The organism is Micromonospora sp. DT15, from assembly GCF_049841475.1.
In the GTDB taxonomy this organism is placed as follows: domain Bacteria; phylum Actinomycetota; class Actinomycetes; order Mycobacteriales; family Micromonosporaceae; genus Micromonospora.
This window is the reverse complement of sequence record NZ_JBNCKJ010000014.1, coordinates 113,309-134,478: the sequence shown is the minus strand read 5'-3', so window position 1 is coordinate 134,478 and position 21,170 is coordinate 113,309. Positions and strand designations below refer to the sequence as shown.

At 72.3% G+C, this 21,170-nt stretch carries 18 protein-coding genes; 4 read left to right on the top strand and 14 right to left on the bottom strand.

What is annotated here, in order from left to right; genetic code table 11:
* Nucleotides 1-11: 11 nt before the first annotated feature.
* The 10 genes from ACLQ3F_RS27445 to ACLQ3F_RS27400 form a co-directional block, all read right to left on the bottom strand.
* Entirely contained in the window at nt 12-1,160 is a 1,149-nt protein-coding gene (locus ACLQ3F_RS27445) for an acyl-CoA dehydrogenase family protein (RefSeq protein ID WP_355006591.1), read from the bottom strand.
* 46 nt (nt 1,161-1,206) lie between these two features.
* Complete coding sequence (locus ACLQ3F_RS27440; RefSeq protein ID WP_425852290.1) at nt 1,207-4,032, bottom strand: AAA family ATPase; 2,826 nt, start codon at nt 4,030-4,032, stop codon at nt 1,207-1,209.
* 64 nt (nt 4,033-4,096) lie between these two features.
* Complete coding sequence (locus ACLQ3F_RS27435) at nt 4,097-4,708, bottom strand: TetR/AcrR family transcriptional regulator (RefSeq protein WP_425852289.1); 612 nt, start codon at nt 4,706-4,708, stop codon at nt 4,097-4,099.
* Between the two features lie 94 nt (nt 4,709-4,802).
* The gene (locus ACLQ3F_RS27430) at nt 4,803-5,570 is read right to left on the bottom strand and encodes an SDR family oxidoreductase (RefSeq protein ID WP_425852287.1); all 768 of its coding nucleotides are present in this window, start codon (nt 5,568-5,570) and stop codon (nt 4,803-4,805) included.
* A 145-nt stretch (nt 5,571-5,715) separates the two neighbouring features.
* Nucleotides 5,716-7,002, bottom strand: a complete 1,287-nt coding sequence (locus tag ACLQ3F_RS27425; protein ID WP_425852286.1) for an ABC transporter substrate-binding protein — start codon at nt 7,000-7,002, stop codon at nt 5,716-5,718.
* Between the two features lie 84 nt (nt 7,003-7,086).
* Nucleotides 7,087-8,199, bottom strand: a complete 1,113-nt coding sequence (locus tag ACLQ3F_RS27420; protein WP_355006586.1) for a branched-chain amino acid ABC transporter permease — start codon at nt 8,197-8,199, stop codon at nt 7,087-7,089.
* Nucleotides 8,196-9,074, bottom strand: a complete 879-nt coding sequence (locus ACLQ3F_RS27415; protein WP_355006585.1) for a branched-chain amino acid ABC transporter permease — start codon at nt 9,072-9,074, stop codon at nt 8,196-8,198. The genes ACLQ3F_RS27420 and ACLQ3F_RS27415 overlap by 4 nt, the downstream gene beginning before the upstream one ends.
* A gap of 30 nt (nt 9,075-9,104) precedes the next feature.
* The gene (locus tag ACLQ3F_RS27410) at nt 9,105-9,827 is read right to left on the bottom strand and encodes an ABC transporter ATP-binding protein (protein WP_355006584.1); all 723 of its coding nucleotides are present in this window, start codon (nt 9,825-9,827) and stop codon (nt 9,105-9,107) included.
* Nucleotides 9,824-10,612, bottom strand: a complete 789-nt coding sequence (locus ACLQ3F_RS27405) for an ABC transporter ATP-binding protein (protein WP_355006583.1) — start codon at nt 10,610-10,612, stop codon at nt 9,824-9,826. The genes ACLQ3F_RS27410 and ACLQ3F_RS27405 overlap by 4 nt, the downstream gene beginning before the upstream one ends.
* A gap of 137 nt (nt 10,613-10,749) precedes the next feature.
* On the bottom strand, nt 10,750-11,649 hold the full coding sequence (locus tag ACLQ3F_RS27400; protein WP_357195861.1) for an alpha/beta hydrolase family protein: 900 nt from the start codon (nt 11,647-11,649) through the stop codon (nt 10,750-10,752).
* Between the two features lie 184 nt (nt 11,650-11,833).
* On the opposite strand from ACLQ3F_RS27400, the gene ACLQ3F_RS27395 reads away from it, so the two are divergent.
* Entirely contained in the window at nt 11,834-14,095 is a 2,262-nt protein-coding gene (locus tag ACLQ3F_RS27395; protein WP_425852283.1) for a catalase, read from the top strand.
* Between the two features lie 68 nt (nt 14,096-14,163).
* Here the strand turns inward: ACLQ3F_RS27395 and ACLQ3F_RS27390 are convergent, their stop codons facing one another.
* The gene (locus tag ACLQ3F_RS27390) at nt 14,164-15,036 is read right to left on the bottom strand and encodes an LLM class F420-dependent oxidoreductase (protein WP_425852281.1); all 873 of its coding nucleotides are present in this window, start codon (nt 15,034-15,036) and stop codon (nt 14,164-14,166) included.
* A 149-nt stretch (nt 15,037-15,185) separates the two neighbouring features.
* Between ACLQ3F_RS27390 and ACLQ3F_RS27385 the strand changes: the two genes are divergently transcribed.
* From ACLQ3F_RS27385 to ACLQ3F_RS27375, 3 genes are read left to right on the top strand one after another with little or no spacing between them, the layout of a single operon-like run.
* A complete protein-coding gene (locus ACLQ3F_RS27385) occupies nt 15,186-16,340 on the top strand; it encodes an acyltransferase family protein (RefSeq protein WP_425852279.1) in 1,155 nt (384 codons plus the stop codon).
* Nucleotides 16,337-17,479, top strand: a complete 1,143-nt coding sequence (gene alr, locus ACLQ3F_RS27380) for an alanine racemase (protein ID WP_425852278.1) — start codon at nt 16,337-16,339, stop codon at nt 17,477-17,479. The genes ACLQ3F_RS27385 and alr overlap by 4 nt, the downstream gene beginning before the upstream one ends.
* Nucleotides 17,476-18,501 carry a D-alanine--D-alanine ligase family protein gene (locus ACLQ3F_RS27375; RefSeq protein WP_425852276.1) on the top strand — a complete coding sequence of 342 codons (1,026 nt, stop codon included), beginning with the start codon at nt 17,476-17,478 and terminating at the stop codon, nt 18,499-18,501. The genes alr and ACLQ3F_RS27375 overlap by 4 nt, the downstream gene beginning before the upstream one ends.
* Before the next feature lie 12 nt (nt 18,502-18,513).
* On the opposite strand, the gene ACLQ3F_RS27370 is transcribed toward ACLQ3F_RS27375, so the two are convergent.
* The 3 genes from ACLQ3F_RS27370 to ACLQ3F_RS27360 are packed head-to-tail and all read right to left on the bottom strand — an operon-like array spanning nt 18,514 to nt 21,163.
* Nucleotides 18,514-19,017: a hypothetical protein gene (locus ACLQ3F_RS27370; RefSeq protein ID WP_425852274.1), complete on the bottom strand. Its 504-nt coding sequence runs from the start codon at nt 19,015-19,017 to the stop codon at nt 18,514-18,516.
* On the bottom strand, nt 19,014-20,474 hold the full coding sequence (locus tag ACLQ3F_RS27365) for an ATP-binding protein (protein ID WP_425852272.1): 1,461 nt from the start codon (nt 20,472-20,474) through the stop codon (nt 19,014-19,016). The genes ACLQ3F_RS27370 and ACLQ3F_RS27365 overlap by 4 nt, the downstream gene beginning before the upstream one ends.
* A complete protein-coding gene (locus tag ACLQ3F_RS27360; RefSeq protein WP_425852270.1) occupies nt 20,471-21,163 on the bottom strand; it encodes a response regulator in 693 nt (230 codons plus the stop codon). The genes ACLQ3F_RS27365 and ACLQ3F_RS27360 overlap by 4 nt, the downstream gene beginning before the upstream one ends.
* Between the last annotated feature and the right edge of the window lie 7 nt (nt 21,164-21,170).

Below are 21,170 nucleotides of genomic sequence, written 5' to 3'. Positions count from 1 at the left end.
CCCTACAGGTACTAGAAGGCGTTGACGCCGGTGAGCGCGCGTCCGATGAGGAGTTGCTGAATCTGACTGGTGCCCTCGTAGAGCGTGGCCACCCGGGCGTCGCGCAGATACTTGCCGACCGGATACTCGTCGATGTAGCCGTACCCACCGAAGACCTGGACCGCGTTGTTGGCCGCGCGGACGGCGGCCTCACTGGCGAAGAGCTTGGCCATCGACGCCTCGGTGGCGAACGGCTGGTCACTGTCGATCAGGTCGGCCACCTGCCACACCAGCAGCCGGGCGGCGGCGGTGTCCACAGCGATGGCGGCGAGCAGTTGTTGGACGAGCTGGTGCCCGGCGATCGGCTTGCCGAACTGGGTGCGCTGCCCGGCGTAACCGACCGCCGCGTCGAGGCAGCCCTGCGCGATGCCGACGCACCCGGCGGCCACCGACATCCGGCCCTTGGCGAGGGTCGCCAGGGCCAGTCGGAATCCGGCGCCTTCGGCGCCGAGGCGGGCCGTGTCGGGCACACGCACCTCGTCGAAGCCCAGCTCGCCGGTGGCCTGACCGCGCAGACCGAGCTTGCCGTGGATCTCCCGCCGCGTCAGCCCCGGGCTGTCGGTGGGCACCAGGAACGCGGTGATTCCTCGGTGCCCGGGGCCGCCGGTGCGGGCGAAGACCAGCGCGACGTCGGCGGTGGTGCCGTTGGTGATGAACATCTTCGTGCCGGTGAGCAACCAGTCGGTGCCGTCGCGGACCGCGCGGGTGCGCAGTGCGGCCGCGTCCGAGCCGCTGTCCGGCTCGGTCAGCGCGAAGCAGCCGAGTGCGGTGCCGGCGCAGAGCCCTGGTAACCACTCGGCCCGCTGCTCCGCGCTCCCGTGCGCAGCGATCGACTTCGCGACCAGGCCGAGGGAGACCGAGACGATGCCGCGCACCGCCGAGTCTCCCCGGCCCAGTTCCTCCAGGACCAGGCAGTACGCGAGGTGGTCGCCGCCGGAACCGCCGTCGGCCTCGGCGATGGTCAGCCCCAGGAAGCCCAGGTCACCGAGCATGCCGACGATGGCGGGGTCGACCGATTCGCGGCGGTCCCAGGCGGCTGCGTGCGGTAGCAGCTCGCGGTCGGCGAACTCGGCGGCCAACTGGCGGACCGCCGCCTGCTCGGCGGAGAGGGTGAGGTCCATGACGCACAAACTAGCGGTGATAGTTAAACGCGTCCAGACCGGGCGTTCACCGGTCGGAGCTCAGACCGACGTGCCGTTCGGCAGTGAACGCGCGGGCCAGCTCGGTCCGCGAACGGATACCCAGCCGGTGGAACACGTTGCGCAGGTGGTGGTCGACCGTACGGGTGGAGAGGAACATCCGGGCGGCGATCTCCCGGTTGGTGGCGCCCTCGGCGACCAACTCGGCGATCCGCAGTTGCTGGCCGGTCAACAACCGCGCCGCGGGCAGGTCCGGCGGACCGATCGACTCCCCAGCCGCCCGCAGCTCCGTGGTGGCCTGCTCGGCCCAACACTCCACCCCGAGCAGGCTGAACATCTCGCGGGCCTGGTGCAGGTGCGTCCGCGCGTCGCGAGGGCGTCGACTGCGGCGCAACTCCTGACCGAAGAGCAGCTCGGTGCGGGCCCGCTCGAACGTGCCAGCCTCGGTGGGGTGCAGGCGCAGCGCCGCCTCGAAGTCCCGTTCCGCGTCGGTGCCGCCCCGAGGGGCGAGCAGTGCGTGGCACCGCGCGGACAGGGCCCGGCGCAACGGGCTCGCGGTGCTGCTGGCCCACCTGTCGAACGCGGCGAGCGCGGCCGTCGCCGCCGGCCGGTGCGCCAGGTGCGCCGCCGCCTCCACCAGGTACGGGGTGGCCATCACCTGCACGAGGACCTGACCTCGGCGCGTGCCGAGCCGGGACAGCGACGCCAACCGGTCCGCCGCCTCGGCGTGCCGGCCGTCCACCAGGTCGAGCACCGCCAGGGCCCACGCGGCGAGCGCGTGCGGGCGGCTGCCCGGCGTCGGCGACTCGCCGATCTCACGGATCCGCCGCAGGCTGGTCTCCCGATCGGCCCGGATCGCGGCGAGGACGGCGAGCATGCCCAGGTGTACGTTGGCGCAGTTGACCTGCCCGGTGGCCCGGGCGACGCGCAGCCCGTCGCGGGAGGTCTCCGCCGCCGCCTCGTGTCGACCCAGCCAGTACTCGGCGACCGCCCGCAGCTCCAACGCCCGCGACAGCATGGACAGCTCACCCCGTTCCCGGGCCAGCTCGACCGCGCGTTCGGCGAGCCGGTGGGCAGCGCCGTCCACGGCCACCAGCAGCCCGGCCGCCGCGGCGCAGCTGAGCGCGGTGGGGGTCAACGCCCAACCGGTCAGCCGGTCACCCAGCACCACGGCGCGGCGCAGCGCGGGCCCGGCCCGCTCGTGGTCGCCCCGCAGGGTCGCCGCCACCCCGGCGATCAGACAGCCCATGACCTCCAGGGCCGGCGGGTCACCCGGGCGCCGCAACGCCAGCGCCCGCCGTCCGACCTCGGCGTAGCGGTACTGGTCGCCGGTGAAGCAGACCGCCTCGCCGGCGCGTACCAGCCCGGCCATCGCCAGTGCACGGTCGGTGCCGTCCACCGCCGCGGTGGCGGCCAGCAGCGTGGCCGACGCACTCGAGGCGGTGCCGCAGCGCAGTTCCAGCTCGCCGCGGAGCAGGTCGGCGTGGCCCCGAACGACCGGGTCGACGCCCACCGCGCGGAGGCGGTCGAGCAGCAGCCGGGCCTCGTCGGGTTGTCCCCCGGCCCAGGCGTACCGGGCTGCGGCCAACAGACGGGTGGCGGTCAGCCTCGGCTGGTCGCTCAGTTCGGCGGCCCACCGCAGGGCCACCGAGGCGGCGGCCCAGCCGTCGGATCCGCCGACCGCCGCCTGCTCCAACTCGGCGGCGAGGGCCGGATCGGCACCCGCGGTCGCGGCGGCGAGGTGCATCGCACGGCGCAGCCGTTGCCCGTCCGCGACCAGCACCTCGGCGAGCAGTCGGTGCGCCGCGCGGCGCTCCGCGAGCGGCGCGCTGGCCGCGATCATCGTGCGCACCAGCGGCTGCGGGAAGGTGACGCCGCGTTGCTCGACACGGACCAGGCCGGCGACCTCCGCCGGGGCGAGCGCCTCGACCTCGGCGCCCGCGGCCGCCGCGGCCCGGATCAGGGTGCCCGGCTCGCCGTCCTCATCGAGCGCGGCGAGCAACAGCACCCGTCGGGTCTCCGGGGGCAGCCGGTCCAGCCGGGCACGGTACGCGCGACCCAGCGCCCCGTCCGCCGGTGGCGCGGCGGGCAGCGACTCCTCGCCCCGCCACTGCCCGGCGGTGAGGACCTCGGCGAGGTCCACCAGCGCCTGCGGGTTGCCCCCGCCGACCGCGGCCAACGCGGTCAGCACCGACGCGGCCGGCCGGTCGGGAAGCCGGTCGACGCTCTCGCGCCCGGCCAGCCGATCGAGTCGATCGGTGAGGACGCCGCGGCTCTCGTGCTCGGTAAGCGCGCGCAGTCGGTGTGCCGGTATCCCGTCGAGGTTGGCGGTGACGTCGGCGGTGAGCAGGACGGCGAGCGGCAGGTGCCGCAGTCGGCGGGCCACGAACGCCAGCACCTGCGCGGTCTGCGGGTCACCTCGGTCGACGTCGTCCATCGTGGCGAGCAACGGCCGGTCCCGGGCGGCGGCGGTGAGCAGCCCGAGCACCGCCATCGACAGGGTCAACTGCCGGTCGGCCGGGCAGCTCTCCCCGGCCAGCGCGCGCCGCAGCAGATGGCGCTGCTCATAAGGGAGCGCGGCGGCCCGGTCGAGCAGCGGGTCGACCAGACGTTGCAGGCCGGCGTACGGCAGGGCGGCCTCCTCGGCGAGCCCGCTGCCGGCGAGCACTGTGCAGCCACCCTCGGCGTGTCGTTGGGCGTAGCCGAGAAGCGCCGTCCGGCCCGATCCGGGCTCCCCGCGCAACAGCAGGGCACCGCCGGCGTTGGTCATGCCGTCGAGCAGGCTCCGGACAGCCCGGCACTCGTCGTCCCGGCCACGCAGCACGGTTAGTTGCACTCTTGATGCAGTAACCATGCCTGTCAGTGTTACCCATCGGAAACCGAATGGAAAGAGGGGGCGATATCGGGCCGGGCCGGAATCAGTCGGGCGCGACCTCGGCCAGCAGAGCGCCCACGGTCCGGGCCATCACCGCGCGGGCCTGGTCCACGCCGAGACCGAGCCCGTAGCGCAGCATCGACCAGGACTGCCAGGTGCTCGCCACGACCAGGGCGTTGAGCAACTGCTCCCGTCCCGCCCCGGCTTCGGCCAACTCGACGGCGAAGAGTTCCTCGACCTCGTCGCGGACCCGTTCGATGTGCTTGAGACGGTTGCGGTGCAGCTGTTCGGAGACCGGCTCACGCATCTGGGCGGCCCGCGCCGACGGCGCGATGAGCTGGAGCAGGCGAGCCCGCTGCCGGCAGTACGCGTCGACCCGCTTCGCCAACGGCAGCCCGGGTGAGATCGGCCGGTGGGCGGCGTCCTGCTGGCGGAGCACCTCCGCGCCGCTGGCCTCGAAGAGCGTCTCCATGTCCTTGAAGTTGGTCCAGAGGGTGCGCAGCGAGATGCCGGCCCGCTCGGAGATGCGCTCCCCGGTCGGGCGGAGGTCGCCCTCGGAGATGAGCGCGAGATGCGCCTCGACGATGGCGGCGCGGGTGCGCTCGGCGCGGGCGGTACGCCCGTCGACCCGACCCGCCACATCGACTGCGTCCATCCGCCCTCGCCCCCTCACCGCCACGGCGTCCCCCGACACACCGCCGAGTCTAGACAGCCGTTGATCAGCGGCTCCGGACGCTCCGCCGACGCCGTCATCCGGCCCGGCCGGTCAGCGAGACGCCGCCGTCGCAGACGATGGTCTGCCCGGTGATCCAACTGGCGTCGTCGGAGGCCAGGAAGGCGACCGCGCCGGCCACGTCAGACGGCAGCCCGAGGCGCCCGAGCGGGTACCGCGCGGCGACCTCGGCCTCCCGTCCGTCGTAGAGGGCGGCGGCGAAGCGGGTCTTCACCACGCCGGGAGCGACCGCGTTGACCCTGACCGTCGGGCCCAGCTCCACGGCGAGGCTGGCGGTGAGGTGGTTGAGCGCGGCCTTGCTGACCCCGTAGCAGGCGATGCCGGGTGACGGACCGAGCCCGGCGATCGACGAGACGTTGACGACGCAGCCGCCGCGCTCGCTCATGCCGGCGGCGCAGACCTCCTGCACCCAGCCGAGCGCGGCGACCACGTTCACGTCGAGGATCTTGCGGGCCGCGGCCAGGTCCAGCTCGACCAGCGGGCCGTGCACCGGGTTGATGCCGGTGTTGTTGACCAGCAGATCCACCGGCCCGAACGCCGAGGTCACCGCACGCACCGCGGCGGCCCGATGCTCGGGATCGTCGGCCCGGCCCGGCACCGCGAGGGCGTGTGCCGGACCGCCAAGTGTGGCGACCGCCTCGGCCAGCCCTTCGGGGCGGCGGGCGGTCAGGCCCACCCGGGCGCCTTCGGCGACGAGGCGTTGGGCGATGGCCAGACCGATCCCGCGACTGGCCCCGGTGACGATGGCGACCCGGCCCGCGAGCCGGCCCGAATATGCATTCACGGTGCAGATAGTAGGAGCATCGATCGGTATCGGTCAACGCCCTCGACGGTCGGCCGGCAGGCCGCGCCGGCAGCACGCGCGCAGCCGTCCGACCGGGCGTGGTCAGGCGGGACCACGCCCGGTCGGACGTCGGGGCTGCGGAGCCTCAGGAGACGGTCGGCACCCCGTTCGCCGGGGGCGCAGCCGGAGTGACGGTGTACTCGTTGACCGCCCCGTCCGCCTCGTCCGTCTCGTACGCCGGCCCGAAGTAGCTCTGCACTCCCCCGCTCACCCGGCTCAACCGCTGGCCGCCGTACCCGGAGTGGTCAGTGGCGGAGAAGCGCAGCGGCACCAGCCCGGGGCCCTGGAAGCCGCCCTTCTGCACGGCGTCGAGGACCTTCTCCCGGGTGAGGTCCTTGCCGGCGGCGAGCAGCGTCTGCACGAAGAGATAGCCGACCGACATCCCGTAGACGGTGTTGCCGTCGAACGGCGCGTCCCCGTTGTGCTCCTTGTTGACCTTCGTGAAGAGCTGGATCCACGGGTTGGCGGTGTCGTTCTGCATCGGCAGGTAGTTGGTGCCGACCATGCCCTCCAGCAGTGGCGCCGCCGCGCCGAGCTGCTTGGCCAGGGTCGGGTGGTCGGCGCCGACGTTGGAGACCAGCCACTGCGGCTTGAAGCCCAGCCGCGCCGCCGTGCCGACGGAGAGCGCGGTGAAGCCGGGCACCGTGGCGAGCACGACGACCTGGCAGCCGGCCGCCTTGAACGCGCCGATCTGCGGTGCCACGTTGGTATTGCTGGTGACGTACGTCTGCTTGGCCGCCACGGCACCGGCGCCGAGCACCTTCTCCACGCCGGCCAGGCTGTCCCGGCCGAAGTCGTCGTCCTGCCCGAGGAAGCAGACCTTCTGCCCGGCCAGGTTCGCCTTCGCGTAGTTGGCCAGGATCTTGCCCTCGACCGTGTAGTCCGGGTTGAACCCGAACGTGCCCGGATACTTGTCCGGCTGGTCCCAGCTGCGGCTGCCGGAGGCGACGAAGAGATCGGGCACCCGGTTGCTCTTGAGGAAGTCGAGCACACCGGTGTGCGTCGGCGTGCCCAGACCATTGAGGATGGCGAAGACCTTGTCCTGGAGGACGAGCTGGCGGACCACCTGCTGGGTGTTCGCCGGGTTGTAGCCGTCGTCCATGATCTTGTACGTGATCTTGCGGCCGTGCACGCCGCCGTTGGCGTTGACGTAGTCGAAGTACGCCTTCGTCGCCGGGGCGATCTTCGAGTAGCCGGCCGAGGCCGGCCCGGTCAGCGGCATGTGGGTGCCGACGACGATCTCGGTGCCGGTGACGCCCGGCACCGACGCCCCGCCGGAGCCGGGGCCGTCGTCGCCGCTACAGCCGGCAGCGGTGATGAGCAGGGCAAGGGTGCTGGCGATCGCGAGGCCGCGATGCGCTTTACGGTGCATGGGAGACACCGACCTTTCTCGGTCCGGTTTTCTGGGGAACGGTGTGGTGGTGGGGCGCCCGGCCGAGGCCGGACCGAGGACAGCTCAGGAACGCCGGGTCGGCCGCCTGGCCAGCAACGCCCGGCCGAGACGCGACAGCAGACCCTGCACACCGCCGGGGGCGGCGATCATGACGACGATCAGGGTGAGTCCGAAGATCGCCAGGGGGAGATTGCCCTCCATCCGCTGCGCCACCGCGGGCGAGAGCGTGAGCATCCCGGTCAGCGAGTGGGTGAGATCGGGCAGGGCGACCAGCAGGACCGCCCCCCAGAGCGCGCCGGTCAGTCGACCCAGGCCACCGATCACCACGGCCATCAGCAGGAACAGCGACAGGGTCAGCGAGAACGCGCCGGGTGAGACGCTCTGCGCGAGCACCGCCAGCAACGCGCCGCCGAGCCCGGCGGTGGCGGCGCTGACCACGAAGGCGAGAACCTGGGTGCGGGCCACGTGGATGCCGGCGAGGCGGGCCGCCACCTCGTCGTCGCGGACCGCCCGGAAGGTCCGCCCGTACCGGCTGCGGATCAGGTTCGCCAGCAGCAGCAACGCGAGCAGGGTGGCCGCGCCGGTGACCCAGAGCTGCCACCGCTCGTACGGGAAGTACGGGCCGAGCGACAGCGGCGGCGGCTCGACCGGCACCGACAGCCCCTGCTCGCCGTTGAACACGCCGTCGAAGGTGACCGCCAGCGCCGGCACCACCACTGCCACCGCGAGGGTGAGCCCGGCCAGATAGGGGCCGCGCAGCCGGGCCGCTGCCACACCGACCACCGCGCCGACCGCGACCGTGCTGACGATCGCCGCGGCCAACGACAGCGGCAACAGCCAGCCGCCGGTCATCCCCCGGTCGGCGAACGCGGTCTGGCACAGCGCCACCGTGTACGCCCCGGTGGCCATCAGCGCGCCGTGCCCGAGCGACAGTTGACCGTTGAGCCCGGTGAGGACGGTCAGCCCGGCGGTCGCGCACAGGTAGGCGGCCACTGTGGCGAGCTGGAAGTTGCGGAACGGCTCGACGGAGTAGCTGACCGCCACCAGTAGCAACCCGGCGGCCAGCACCACCGCGAGGTGGCGCAGCAGGGTGGAGCCGCGTCGCCGGTCGACCGGCCGACCGGCCGGGTCGTCGAGCTGCTCTCTCGGCGGCACAGCCGCCTTCGTGGCGCTCACACCCGCCTCGCCACGACCGGGGCGAACAGCCCACCGGGCCGGACCAGCAGCACCGCCAGCAGCAGGACCAGCACCGCGAGCGGGGTGAGGTCACTGCCGGCGTAGCCGCTCACGTAGGAGAGCAGCAACCCCACCACCAGCCCACCGACCACCGCCCCCGGTGGACTGTCCAGCCCGCCGACCACCGCCGCTGTGAACGCCGAGACGAACACCAGGTCCATCGCGTGCGGGTGCAGGCCCAGCTCGGTCGGCAGGACCAGCATGGCGGCCAGCGCGCCCACCCCGGAGGCGAGCGCCCAACCGAGGGTCAGCATCCCACCGACGTTGACCCCGAGCAGCCGGGAGACCTCCGGAGCGAAGGCCGCCGCGCGCATCCGCAACCCCACCGGGGTACGCGCGAACATCCAGGCCAGACCACTGACCACCACGCCGATCGTGGCGAAGACGAACAGGTCGTACGGGGACAGCACGGCGACGCCGCCCACGGTCAGGGCGGACCGGCTGAACGGGGCCTCGGCGGGGCGGAACTCGCTGCCGTACACCATTCCCAGCACGGCCTGGATCAGCAGCACCAGCCCGAGCGCGACGATCACCGGGTTGAGCGGTGAGGCGTGATCGACGTGCCGCATCACCACCCGGTCCACCAGCGCGCCGAGCAGCAGGCCGGCGACGATCGCGACCACGAAGCCCAGCCAGTAGGAACCGGTGGCGGTGCTGACGGTGTAGGCGACGTACGCGGCGGCGACGGCCATCGCCCCCTGGGCGAAGTTGACGACCCGCGCCGCCCGCCAGATGAGCACCAGGGCCAGCGCGAACGCGGCGTACACCGCGCCGCGGGACAGGCCGTCGACGGTGAGGAAGACGAAGCGGTCCAACAGTCCTCCCTCCGGGGGACGAGGTGGTGGTCAGAAACCGAGGTAGGCGTGGCGCAGGTCGACGTCGTCGCGTAGCCGCGCCGCCGGGGCGGCGATCACCACCCGACCGAGGGACATCACGACGCCCTGGTCGGCGACGGCGAGCGCGCTGCGCACGTTCTGCTCGACCAGCAGGACGGTCAGGCCGGTGCGGTCGCGCAGTTGGCGGAGCAGGGCCATGGTCCGGGCGACGACCCGTGGCGCCAGGCCGAGCGACGGCTCGTCCAGCAGCAGCAGGCGGGGTCGGCCGACCAGGGCCCGACCGAGCGCCAGCATCTGCCGCTCGCCGCCGGAGAGCTGGTGACCGAGGTGCCGGCGGCGTCGGGCCAGCGGCTCGAAGAGCTGGTAGACCTCGTCGAGGGCACGCCCGGCGTCGGCCCGGTCGCGCCGCCACAGCCCGCCCAGCCGCAGGTTCTCGTCGACGGTCAGCTCGCTGATCACGCCCCGACCCTCCGGGACGTGCGCCATGCCGCGTCGGACGAGCTGCTCCACCGGCGTACCGCGAAGGTCCTCGCCGGCCAGCAGGACCTGGCCGGCGGCCGGACGGATCATGCCGGAGAGCGCCCGCAGGAGAGTGGTCTTGCCGGCGCCGTTGGCACCGACGACAGCGGCGATGGTGCCGGCCGGGACGGTGAGGTCGATGGCCCGCAACACGGGCGCGGCGCCGTAACCGGCGACCAGCCCTCGCACGACGAGCAGATCGGTGCCGCTCATGGGGAGACCTCTTCCTCGACGGTGGCACCGAGGTACGCGTCGGTGACCGCGGGGTCGTCGCGGATCTCGTCCGGGGTGCCGGCGGCGATGACCCGGCCGAAGTCGAGCACCACGAGCTCGTCGCAGACGGCCATCACCAGGTCCATGTGGTGCTCGACCAGGAGCACGGCGCAGGGATCGGTGTCCCGCCGGGGCAGTTGGCGGACCAGCTCCCCCAGCTCGGCGATGTCGTCCGCCCCGAGGCCACCGGCCGGCTCGTCGAGCAGGAGCAGCCGGGGGCGGGCGGCGAGCGCGCGGGCCAGGGCGACCCGCTGGCGTACGGCGAAGGGCAGGGTGGTCGGCGCGGCCCCGGCGTGCTCGGCGATGCCCAGCTCGTCGAGGATGGCCAGGGCGTCCGCGCGCAGCCGGCGTTCGTCGCGGTCGCTGGCCGGCAGCCCGAGCAGTGCCGGGACGAAGCCGGCACGGGCGGTGTGCGAAGCGCCGGTCATCACGTTCTCCAGCACGCTCAGCCCGGCGAACAGCCCGGTGCCCTGGAGGGTCCGGGCGATGCCGAGCCGGGTCAGCCGGTGCGGCCGTGGCCGCAGCGGCCGGCCGTCGAGGGTGAGTGAGCCCGTCTCCGGCGCGACGAAGCCGCAGATCACGTTGAACAGCGTCGTCTTGCCGGCGCCGTTGGGCCCGATGACGCCCACCACCCGGTTGGGTGGCACCCGCAGGGACACGTCGTCGAGGGCGGTGAGGCCGCCGAAACGGACGCCGATGTGGTGCAGTTCGAGGCCGCGCTCCATCACCCATCCCTCTGTCGTGGCGGGTGTTTATTTACACTCGCAGTGTACGTTTCTCGGGTTAGGCGTCAAGACCTTCAATGCCCCCTTCACGCACGTGGACGGGGCGGCCGCCATCGGCGACCGCCCCGTGACCGCCGTCAGGCGCTGGGACAGGTGTTGCGGTACTCCTGGATCTGCGAGCCGCTCGGGCCGGGGCAGAGGAACTGCTCGTAGCGGGTGTCGTCGTCGACGAACCTCTTCAACCAGGCCACCATCTGCCGCGCGGTCGGCGTGTTCGTGGTCTGCGGGAAGAAGTGGCTCGCCCCGTTCAGCTCCAGGTACGCCTTCTCGGCGGAGGCCGGGATGCTGTTGTAGAAGGGCACCGAGTGCGACGAGACCGGCGCGACGCTGTCGCTCTCGCCACCGACGATCAGCGTGGGCACCCGCAGCTCGGACCAGCTCTTGTCCAGGTTCCACGGTGCCAGCGGCACCGCGGCCTGCAACGACGGCCGCGACGAGGCCGCCTCCAGGCTGCCCCCGCCACCCATGGAGTGGCCGGCCACAGCGAGTCGACTGCTGTCGATCCGGGTGCGCACCGAGCTGCGCTCGGTGAGGTAGTCCAGCGCGGCGAGCAACTGCCGGCCCCGGCTGTCCGGCTGGTCCAGCCGAGTGTTGGTCTCGATGCCGATCACCACGAAACCGTGCGAGGCGATACGCGGTCCGAGCCAGCTGATGCTGGACCAGGCCGCTGTGTAGCCGGGCGAGATGGCGATGGCGCCGAAGGTGCCCTCGCTGGTGCTGGTCGGGTAGTAGATGACGCCGCCGCCGAAGCCGGTGACGCTCAGCGAGGACACGCTCTGCGACGCCGTGGCGAACGGTCCGCGACTGGCCTCCAGGATCGAGGTGGTCGGGGCGGGGCCGCGCTCGTACGGGCCGGCGGCCTGGGCGGCGCTGGACGACCCGGCCAGGGCACCGCCGGCGGCCAGGACGGCGGCCAACGCGAGCCGGGTGGCACGGGCTGTGACGGAACGGGGACGGGTGGTGGTTGGTGAGGACACGTCGGGCACTCCCTAGAGTCGAGGGATATCGACGTGTGTCAGTTTTGGCTGCTCCGCCGATCCCGGCATCGGCGAAATCACCAGTCCCGACGTGAAATGCCGAGATCAGTCGTGTTTCGACCCTCTGACCAGGGGTAGCAGGGCAGGCGCCGGCCCGCCCACGTGCCATGGAGAGGTTCATTCAGTGGATTCCAGCAAGCCCGCCGAGGCGGTCAAGAACGCCGTGAAGACCGCCTCAGGAAAGATCGCCGACGCCCTCAGCCCAGCTGTCCCCGGTGCGCCGGGGAGCGCACCACCGACCGTCGAGGAGCCGACGACGCCGCACGACCCGCTGCCGCCGAAGCCAGAACAGGGGGCACCGCAGACGCGCACGCCGACCGGCGCGGAAACCGGCGCGCCGACGACCGCGAACGGTCAGCAGGGGGCCTACCTCACGACCGCGAACGGGGCGCGGCTGCGCGACACCGACCACTCGCTCAAGGCCGGCCCGCGCGGCCCGGTGCTCCTCCAGGACCACCACCTACGCGAGAAGATCACGCACTTCGACCACGAGCGCATTCCGGAGCGTGTGGTGCACGCCCGCGGCGCCGGCGCGCACGGGGTGTTCACCGCGTACGGCACCGCCGAGGCGGTCACCCGTGCCGGCTTCCTCAAGAAGGGCCGGGAGACCGACGTCTTCGTCAGGTTCTCCACTGTGCTCGGCTCGCGGGGTTCGGCCGACACGGTCCGCGACACCCGTGGCTTCGCCACGAAGTTCTACACCGACGAGGGCACCTTCGACCTGGTCGGCAACAACATGCCGGTCTTCTTCATCCAGGACGCGATCAAGTTCCCGGACATCATCCACGCCGGCAAGCCGCACCCCGACCGGGAGATTCCGCAGGCGCAGAGCGCCCACGACACCTTCTGGGACTTCGTGTCGCTGCACACCGAGGCGCAGCACCACACCATCTGGAACATGTCCGACCGGGGCATTCCGCGTTCGTACCGGACGATGGAGGGCTTCGGCGTGCACACCTTCCGCCTCGTCAACGAGGCCGGGGAGACGGTGCTGGCCAAGTTCCACTGGAAGCCGAAGCTGGGCGTGCACTCGCTGACCTGGGAGGAGGCCCAGCTGCTCGGCGGCATCGACCCGGACTTCCACCGACGCGACCTCTACGACGCCATCGAGGCCGGCGCGTATCCCGAGTGGGAGCTGGGCATCCAGGTCTTCCCGGACACTCCCGAGGAGACCTTCGCCGACATCGACCTGCTCGACCCGACGAAGATCGTGCCGGAGGAACTGGCCGAGGTGCAGCCCATCGGGCGGCTGGTGCTCAACCGGACGCCGACGAACTTCTTCGCCGAGACCGAACAGGTCGCCTTCCACCTCGGTCACCTGCCCCCGGGCATCGACGTCACCAACGACCCGCTGTTGCAGGGCCGGCTCTTCTCGTACCTCGACACGCAGCTCACCCGGCTGGGCGGGCCGAACTTCACGCAGATCCCGATCAACCGCCCGCACGCCGCCGTGAACGACATGCTGCGCGACGGCTTCCACCAGCACGCCGTGCACGCCGGCGTCGCACCGTACCGGCCGAACTCGCTCGACGGCGGCAACCCGTTCCCCGCCGGGGACGCCGAGCAGGCCTTCGTCGACGTGCCGGTCACCGTCGCGCAGGCACCGAAGGTACGCGCGAACCCGGCCTCGTTCGACGACCACTACAGCCAGGTCCGCCTGTTCTGGCTGAGCATGTCGCCGGTCGAGAAGGAACACATCATCCGGGCGTACACCTTCGAGCTGGGCAAGTGCTACCACCAGGCGATCAAGGAGCGCCAGCTGCAGAGCCTCGCCAACATCGACCCGGTGCTGTGCGAGCAGGTCGCCACCGGCCTGGGCCTGCCCGCACCCCAGCCGACCGTCGCCCTCCCCGACGTCACGCCCAGCCCGGCGCTGTCGCAGGTCGGTCGGGAGTGGCCGAGTGACGGCCGGACCGTCGGAATCGTCGTCGACCCCGCCGGTGACCTGGACGGCGTCGACGAGGTCCGCCGGGCCGTGTTCGACGCCGGCATGGTGCCGCTGCTGATCGCCCCGCACGGCGGCATGGTGGGCGACCTGCCGGTGCAGCGCACCTTCGCCACCGGCCGGTCGGTCGAGTTCGACGTGATCCTGCTGGCCGGAGCGCCGACACCCGCACCGGATGCCCTGCCCGCACGCGATGCCAAGGCGGGCACGCCCGCCCCGGCCACCGTGGACCCCCGCGTGCTGCTGCTCGTCGAGGAGTGCTGGCGGCACGCCAAGGCGATCGGCGCCTGGGGCGCCGGCGTCACGGTGCTGGAGCAGGCCGGCGTCGCCGGCACCCCGGGCGTCGTGGCGGCGGGCTCGGGCGCCGAGGCACTGACGGCGGTGCAGCAGTTGATGGCCGCGCACCGGGTCTGGGAGCGGTTCCCCGCAGCGGTCGCCTGACCCCACCACCGACGAGGGCCGTCCTCCACACCACCGGGAGGACGGCCCTCGTGGCTCGTCGAGCGGAATCAGCCGATGTCGGCCAACCGGGGCAGCACCTCGTCGCCGAGCCGCCGGGCGAACTCGACCGGGTCCCGATCCGGCGTCACCTGCACCTCGCTCACCCCGAGCGCCGCGTACTCGGTCACCTCGGCGAGGAACGCGTCGGTGTCGTCCAGCGGCGCCTGGGAGGCGACCACCGTCTTCTCGATGGTGTCGTAGTCGCGGCCCTCGGCGGCGCAGTGCCCGCGCAACACATCCAGCTTGCGCGAGATGTCGTCGATGCCGCCACGGCCGAACAGGTTGCAGGCGTCCGCGTACCGGGCCACCAGCAGCAGTGTCTTCTTCTCGCCGCCACCACCGATCATGATGGGCGGACGCGGACGGCTCAACGGCTGCGGCGAGTTGATGGTCTCGGCGAGCTGGTAGTGCTGCCCGTTGAACGGGCCGTCGTCGGCACTCCACATCTGAAGGCAGACGCGCAGCGTCTCCTCCAACCGCTCGAACCGCTCGGCCACCGGGACGACCGGCACACCCAGCCCGAGCTGCTCCCGCTCGTACCAGGAGGCGCCGATGCCGAGGCGGGCCCGGCCGCCGGAGAGCACGTCGAGGGTCGTCACGGTCTTGGCGAGCAACCCCGGGTAGCGGTACATCACGCCGGTGACCAGTACGCCCAGTGTCATCCGCTGGGTCATGGCCGCGACGTAGCCGAGGGTGGTGTACGCCTCCAGCATCGGCTCCTCGGCCGCGAACACCGCGTCCATCTGGAAGAAGTGGTCCATCACCGTGAACGACGCGACTCCGGCCTGCTCCGCGACTGTCGCCGCCTGCGCCAGGGTCGGCGCGATCGCCGCCGGGTCGGCCGGGATCGAGTAGTTCCAGTAGTGCAGTCCGAGCTTCATGTTCGGCACCTCCGCAACGAGCCTAGTGCCGTCCGACGTGCGCCGGGGGCGGCTCGGAACCGCCCACGGATCGGGTCCTGCGCCGTCCATTACCGGATCATGACAATTCGTGGATCACGTGCGGATATCCGGCTGGCAGCTTTCGGTGCGTGATCCCACAGCCCACCAGGTCCCGGCCCGCCGAACTGGAGCCCGACGCGACGCGCGCCCGGTCTCGGCACCGCCAACGGACCGGACCCGCCAGCGCCTCCGCGCCCGCCGCCGCCGGATCACACCGGGCGCGGTGGGCGGACGCCGCGAAGGGCGTCTGCATCGTCCTCGTCGTCCTGTGGCACGTCGTCGTGAAGGACTACCTCCAGATCGACTGGCACGTCGGCGTACCGGTGCCGGGCCTCTGGGGAACGCTGGGTGAGCAGTTCCTGCCACTGCGGATGCCGCTGTTCTTCACCATCTCGGGCGTCTTCGCGGCGAACGCCGCCCAGCGGCCGTGGCGGGTCGTCGCCCGCAGCCGGATCGCCGGCTTCCTCTACCTGTACGCCGTCTGGCTGCTGATCCACACCGTGGTCCTCGCCGCCGCGCCGGAACTGCCTACGGACCGGGCCACCTCGGCGCTCGGCCTGTTGGAGCAGCTCACCGTCACGCCGTCCAACCTCTGGTACCTGTACGCCCTGGCGCTGTACTTCACGATCTCCAAGGTGACCCGCCGGGTGCCCTGGGCGCTGGTCCTGGCCCCCGCCGCCGCGTTGTCCGCTGTCGCCGCCGCCGGCGTGCTCGACACCCCGGGCAACCGCGCCGGCCTCTACCAGAACCTGGTCTTCTTCCTCGCCGGTCTGTACCTGCGGCCGCAGATCCAGCGGTGGGCCGCCACCGCCAGCCGCCGCCGGCTGTTGCTGACCTCGGGTGGCTACGTCCTGGCGCTCGCCGCGATGGCGGTGACCGGCGCCCAGCAGTGGTTCGGAGTATGGCCGGCGGTCTCGGTGGTGGCAGTGATCTTCGGCATAACCGCCGCTGCGCGGCTGTCGCGGTGGTCGGTGCTCAGCGAACCGCTGGCTAGGCTCGGCCGCATCACCCTGCCGATCTACGTCATTCACATGCCGGTCCTGGCCCTGCTGCACCGGCTGTTGCTCGTACCGGTTTCCGGGCTGGGTGGGTCCGCTCAGGGCCTGATCGTGCTCGGCTATCCGATTCTGCTGAGCGGGCTGGTGATCGGTCTGAGCCTGGCGGTTCACCGCGGGCTGCTGGCGATTCGCGCGGGCTGGCTGTTCGCGCTGCCCGGCAGGCGCACGGTGGAGGCGGCCGGATGAGCGCCCTCGCCGAAGCCCTGGTCGACCTGGACGCGATCGCCAGCAACGTGCGGACGATCGCGTCGGTCGCCGGCACCGGACTGATGGCAGTGGTGAAGGCCGACGGGTTCGGCCACGGGGCGGTGCAGGTGGCCCGGGCCGCGCTGCGCGCCGGCGCCTCCTGGCTGGGAGTGACCTCGACGGCCGAGGCGCTGACCCTGCGCGAGGCGGGTGTGACAGCGCCCACGTTGAGCTGGCTGCACGGTCCGGATGACGACTTCGGTATCTTGATCAAGAACGGCGTCGACGTCGGCGTGTCCACGACGACGCACCTGCACGCCGTCGCCGACGCGGCCCGCCTGCTCGGCGCACCGGCGATGGTGCAGCTCAAGGCGGACACCGGGTTGTCCCGCAACGGGGCCGCCGGGGACGACTGGCCCGAGTTGGTCGGTTGGGCCCGCAAGTACGAACGAGAGGGCGGGGTCCGGGTGCGCGGGGTGTGGTCCCATCTCGCCGACGCCGACCTGCCGGGCGCCCCGGCGCTCACCCGTCAGGTGGCGATCTTCGAGGAGGCGCTGCGGACCGCACGGTCGGCCGGCCTGGACCCTGATCTCGTCCACCTGGCCAACTCGGCGGCCGCGCTCTCCGCACCGCGGACCCGATTCGACCTCTGCCGGATCGGGATCGCCCTCTACGGCGTGGACCCGTTCGGCGTGAGCGGTCCGGGTGAGTTCGGGCTGCACCCCGCGATGACTCTGCGGACGAGCGTGGTCAACGTCAAGCGGGTGCCGGCCGGCACGGGCGTCTCCTACGGGCCCGACCACGTGACCGGCACACCGACCACGCTGGCGCTGCTGCCGCTCGGCTACGCCGACGGGCTGCCCCGGGCCGCGGGTGGCAGCGCCTCGGTGTGGCTCGCCGGCCGGCGATGCCCGATCGTCGGGCGCATCGCCATGGACCAGTGCGTTGTCGACGCCGGGGATCTCCCCGTGACGATCGGCGACCCGGTCGTGGTGTTCGGCCCGGCCGAGGGCGACCAGCACCCTCCGACGGTCGTCGAGTGGGCCCGCTGGGCCGACACCAACCCACACGAGATCTTGACCGGCATCGGGGCCCGGGTGGCCCGCGAGCACCTCCATGGAAGGGCACGGAACTCATGACAACCCGACTGGCAGTGCTGTACGGCGGGCAGAGCGGCGAGCACGACGTGTCCTGCCGTTCGGCGGCGAGCATCCTCGCCCACCTGGACCGTGAGCGGTACCAGGTCACCGAGGTGCTCATCGACCGCGACGGCGGGTGGCACGTCGGCGGTCGACCGACGCCCCTGCCCGCTGCGTTGCGTGTCCTGCGCGCCCAGGACGTGGTGTTCCCGGCCCTGCACGGCCCGTACGGCGAGGACGGCACCGTGTCGTCGCTGCTGGAGTGGCTCGGCGTGCCGTACGTCGGCAACGGTGTCTTCGCCAGCGCCGCCGGCATGGACAAGGGGGTCACCAAGCGGCTCCTCGCGGCGGAGGGTCTGCGGGTCAGCCCGGGGGTGACCCTGCGTGCCGGTGAGGCCCTGTCGGCCGAGGACCAGCGTCGGCTGGAGCTGCCGGTCTTTGTCAAGCCGGCCCGTGCCGGGTCGAGCCTGGGCGTCGTCAGGGTGGACGACTGGGCGGGAGTTCCCGCCGCGCTGGAGCAGGCCCGCCAGGTCGACCCGAAGGTGCTCGTCGAGCAGGGGGCGCGGGGACGCGAGATCGACGTGGCCGTCCTCCAGCACCCGGACGGCCGGGTGCAGGCCGGTCCGCCGCTGGAGATCCGGGTGACCGGCGCCGGCTTCTTCGACTACGACGCGAAGTACGACGGCGGGGCGACCTTCCAGATTCCCGCCCCGCTCGACGCGGCGACCACCGAGGTGCTTCAGGACCGGGCGATTCGCGCCTTCCAGGCCCTCGACTGCCGTGGGCTGCTGCGGGTCGACTTCTTCCTGCCCACCGAGGGGTCACCCGAGCCCATCGTGAACGAGGTCAACACGTTCCCCGGTTTCACCGCCGCGTCCCAGTTCCCGCAGATCTGGCAGCAGGCCGGCATCGGCTTCGCCGCCTTGATCGACATCCTGATCGCCGGCGCGCTGGCCGACCAGGACCACGGCCACCACAGCGGGTTGCCCCGGCCGCAACGCGCGGTCGACCACCTGGTGTGAGTCGGCGCCCGGTCACCTGATCGGGCACGCCCGAGGCCCTCGGGCGCCGTCCGACCCGACGATGGTGACGGTGGTGTTGGTGGTCGCCGCGCTGACCTGCGCCGCGGCGGCGACCGTCGTGCAGATGATCTGGTCGACCGCCTGCTCTGACAACGCCCGCGCGGCGATGTCCGCCCGCACCGTGAGGCCACCGGTCCGACCGGTTCCCGCCGTCACCGTGACCGGGTCCAGGCCCGCCGGAACGTCGCTGGTGAAACCCTGGGCACCTTCGTTCGCCTGGGGACCGGCCGCGAGCAGCGAGAGCGCGGCGGCGGGCGACGGGGCCGTGTTGACCGGGCGGAGGACCAGCACCAGTTCGCCCCGCGCGAGCAGGTAGAGCCATGCACCCTGGGCGGAGCCGCTGACCGGCGGGCGACCGGTGATGACAGTGCTCGGTCGTACGCCGCAGCCCGCCGCGACCAGCGTCAGAAGCAGTCCGCCGGCGAGCAGCGCGCGGCCCGTCCGTCGGCCGGTCACCGGGCACCTCCGGTGTCGGCCGTTTCGCGGGGCAGGCGGAGGGTGAACACCGCGCCGCCGTGGGTGCCGTTGCCCGCGACGAGACTCCCCCGTCGCTCCCCGTGGCGGTGCAGGCGCGCGTTCTCCCAGGAGATGGCGAGACCGAGGCCGCTGCCTTCGGAGCGGGTTCGCGCGGTGTCGGCCTTGTAGAGGCGGTCGAAGACGTGTGGCAGCACCTCCGGGTCCAGTCCGGGCCCCCGGTCGGCCACCTCGATGGTGACCCAGTCCGGGTCGGCGCCGAGTCGCACCGACACCGGCTCGGCACCGTGCCGGAAGGCGTTGCCGACCAAATTGGCGACGATGACGTCCAGTCGGCGGGGGTCCAGTCGGGCCACGATGCCGGGTGGCAACTCCGTTCGTACCCGGTCCAGCCAGCCGCGGATCCGCAGGGTCGCGGTGACCGCCGCGGCCACGTCCACGTCGTCCAGGGCGAGCCGCGCGGTGCCGGAGTCGAACCTGCTGATCTCGATGAGGTCGTTGACCAGTTGGGTGAGGTTCTGCGTCTCCTGGCTGACCAGCCGGGCGGCCCGGCCCGCGTCCCCGGGAAGGTGTTCCGCCTCCTCGTCGAGCACGTCGGTGACCGCCGTCATCGCGGCCAACGGCGTCCGGAGTTCGTGCGAGACGTCGGCCACGAAGCGGCGGGCGTCGGATTCCAACCGCCGCAGCTCGCCGACCTGCCGCTCCAGCGTGCCGGCGGTGTCGTTGAAGGTCCGTGCCACATCCGCCAGTTCGTCGGCGCCCCGGACCGTCAACCGGGTGCTCAGGTCGCCCTCACCGAGGCGGCGCGCCGCCCGGCTGAGGTCGCGGACGGGTCGCAGGACTCCACGGGCGGACAGCAGGGCCAGCAGGACGGCGAGGACCAGGGACAACCCGCCGGTCAGCCATGCCCTGTTGGCGAGCCGGTCGATGCTCTGCTGCTCGGGCACGAGATTGCGCACCGAGTAGACCTCCAGCCCGGACGGGCGGGACGTGCCGTCCGAGCGGTCGAGTGTCAACTGGGTACCGATGAGCAGTGCGGGTTCTCCGTCGAGTGAGACCCGCTGCCAGGCGATGCGACCGTCACGGACCTTCTGCCGCAGCTCGGGGGTGAGCGGGTCGGCGAGGTCGGGGCCGCCCTGCGCCCGCATGTCCCGATAGACGACCACCGCGAAGCTCTCCCGGTCGCTGAGGCGCTGGGCCAACTGTTCGAGGTCGTCCTGGGTCGGCGGCAGCTGGACGATCGGGTAGACCTTGGTGAGCTGGTCGCTCAGCGACATCACTGCGGCGTCCTGCGCCTGCTGCAGGATGACGGTCCGAGCCTGGAAGTAGCTGCCACCGGCCACCGCCACCGTCGTGGTCACGCCCAGCAGCGCGAACGCCAGGAGGAGCCGGACCCGTAGACCCGAGACCCATGCGCCGGCCCGGCGCCACAGCGTCACAGCGGCCCGAACCGGTATCCGAAACCACGCACCGTCTGGATGAAGACCGGCGCCGACGAGTCGGCCTCGATCTTGGCGCGTACCCGCTGGACGCACGCGTCGACGAGTCGCGAGTCGCCGAGATACCCGTGCTCCCAGACGGCCGCCAGCAGCTGCTGGCGGCTGAGCACCTGGCCCGGCGTATGCGAGAGTTCGAGCAGCAGCCGCAGCTCCGTCGGCGCGAGGCTGACCGGCGTTCCGTCCTTGCTGACCACCAGCGCGGCCCGGTCGATGGTCAACTCACCGTGCTGTTCCGGGCCGGTCCGGTCGCCGCCACGCCGCGAGTCGCCACCGGTCCGTCGCAGCACCGCGCGGATGCGCGCCTCCAGCACCCGGGCCTGCACGGGCTTGACCACGTAGTCGTCGGCGCCGGCCTCCAGGCCCGCGACCACGTCCATGTCGTCGTTGCGGGCGGTGAGCATGATGATCGGCAGGTCGCCGAGCTGCCGGATGCGGCGGCAGACCTCGAACCCGTCCATCCCGGGCAGCATGAGATCGAGGACCACGACATCGGACGGGGTCGTGCGCAGCCGCTCCAACCCCTGCTCACCGGTGCCCACCGCGTGCACGGTGTGGCCCTGTCGGGTGAGCGCCAACTGCAGTCCGTCGCGCACCGTCTGGTGGTCTTCGATCAACAGCACCTGGGACATGTCGGCA

Excerpts from the sequence above, each read along its gene's own strand:
- ACLQ3F_RS27445 (WP_355006591.1), bottom strand. The coding sequence starts at position 1,160 with ATGGACCTCACCCTCTCCGCCGAGCAGGCGGCGGTCCGCCAGTTGGCC.
- ACLQ3F_RS27440 (WP_425852290.1), bottom strand. The coding sequence starts at position 4,032 with ATGGTTACTGCATCAAGAGTGCAACTAACCGTGCTGCGTGGCCGGGAC.
- ACLQ3F_RS27435 (WP_425852289.1), bottom strand. The coding sequence starts at position 4,708 with ATGGACGCAGTCGATGTGGCGGGTCGGGTCGACGGGCGTACCGCCCGC.
- ACLQ3F_RS27425 (WP_425852286.1), bottom strand. The coding sequence starts at position 7,002 with ATGCACCGTAAAGCGCATCGCGGCCTCGCGATCGCCAGCACCCTTGCC.
- ACLQ3F_RS27410 (WP_355006584.1), bottom strand. The coding sequence starts at position 9,827 with ATGAGCGGCACCGATCTGCTCGTCGTGCGAGGGCTGGTCGCCGGTTAC.
- ACLQ3F_RS27405 (WP_355006583.1), bottom strand. The coding sequence starts at position 10,612 with ATGGAGCGCGGCCTCGAACTGCACCACATCGGCGTCCGTTTCGGCGGC.
- ACLQ3F_RS27390 (WP_425852281.1), bottom strand. The coding sequence starts at position 15,036 with ATGAAGCTCGGACTGCACTACTGGAACTACTCGATCCCGGCCGACCCG.
- alr (WP_425852278.1), top strand. The coding sequence starts at position 16,337 with ATGAGCGCCCTCGCCGAAGCCCTGGTCGACCTGGACGCGATCGCCAGC.
- ACLQ3F_RS27375 (WP_425852276.1), top strand. The coding sequence starts at position 17,476 with ATGACAACCCGACTGGCAGTGCTGTACGGCGGGCAGAGCGGCGAGCAC.
- ACLQ3F_RS27360 (WP_425852270.1), bottom strand. The coding sequence starts at position 21,163 with ATGTCCCAGGTGCTGTTGATCGAAGACCACCAGACGGTGCGCGACGGA.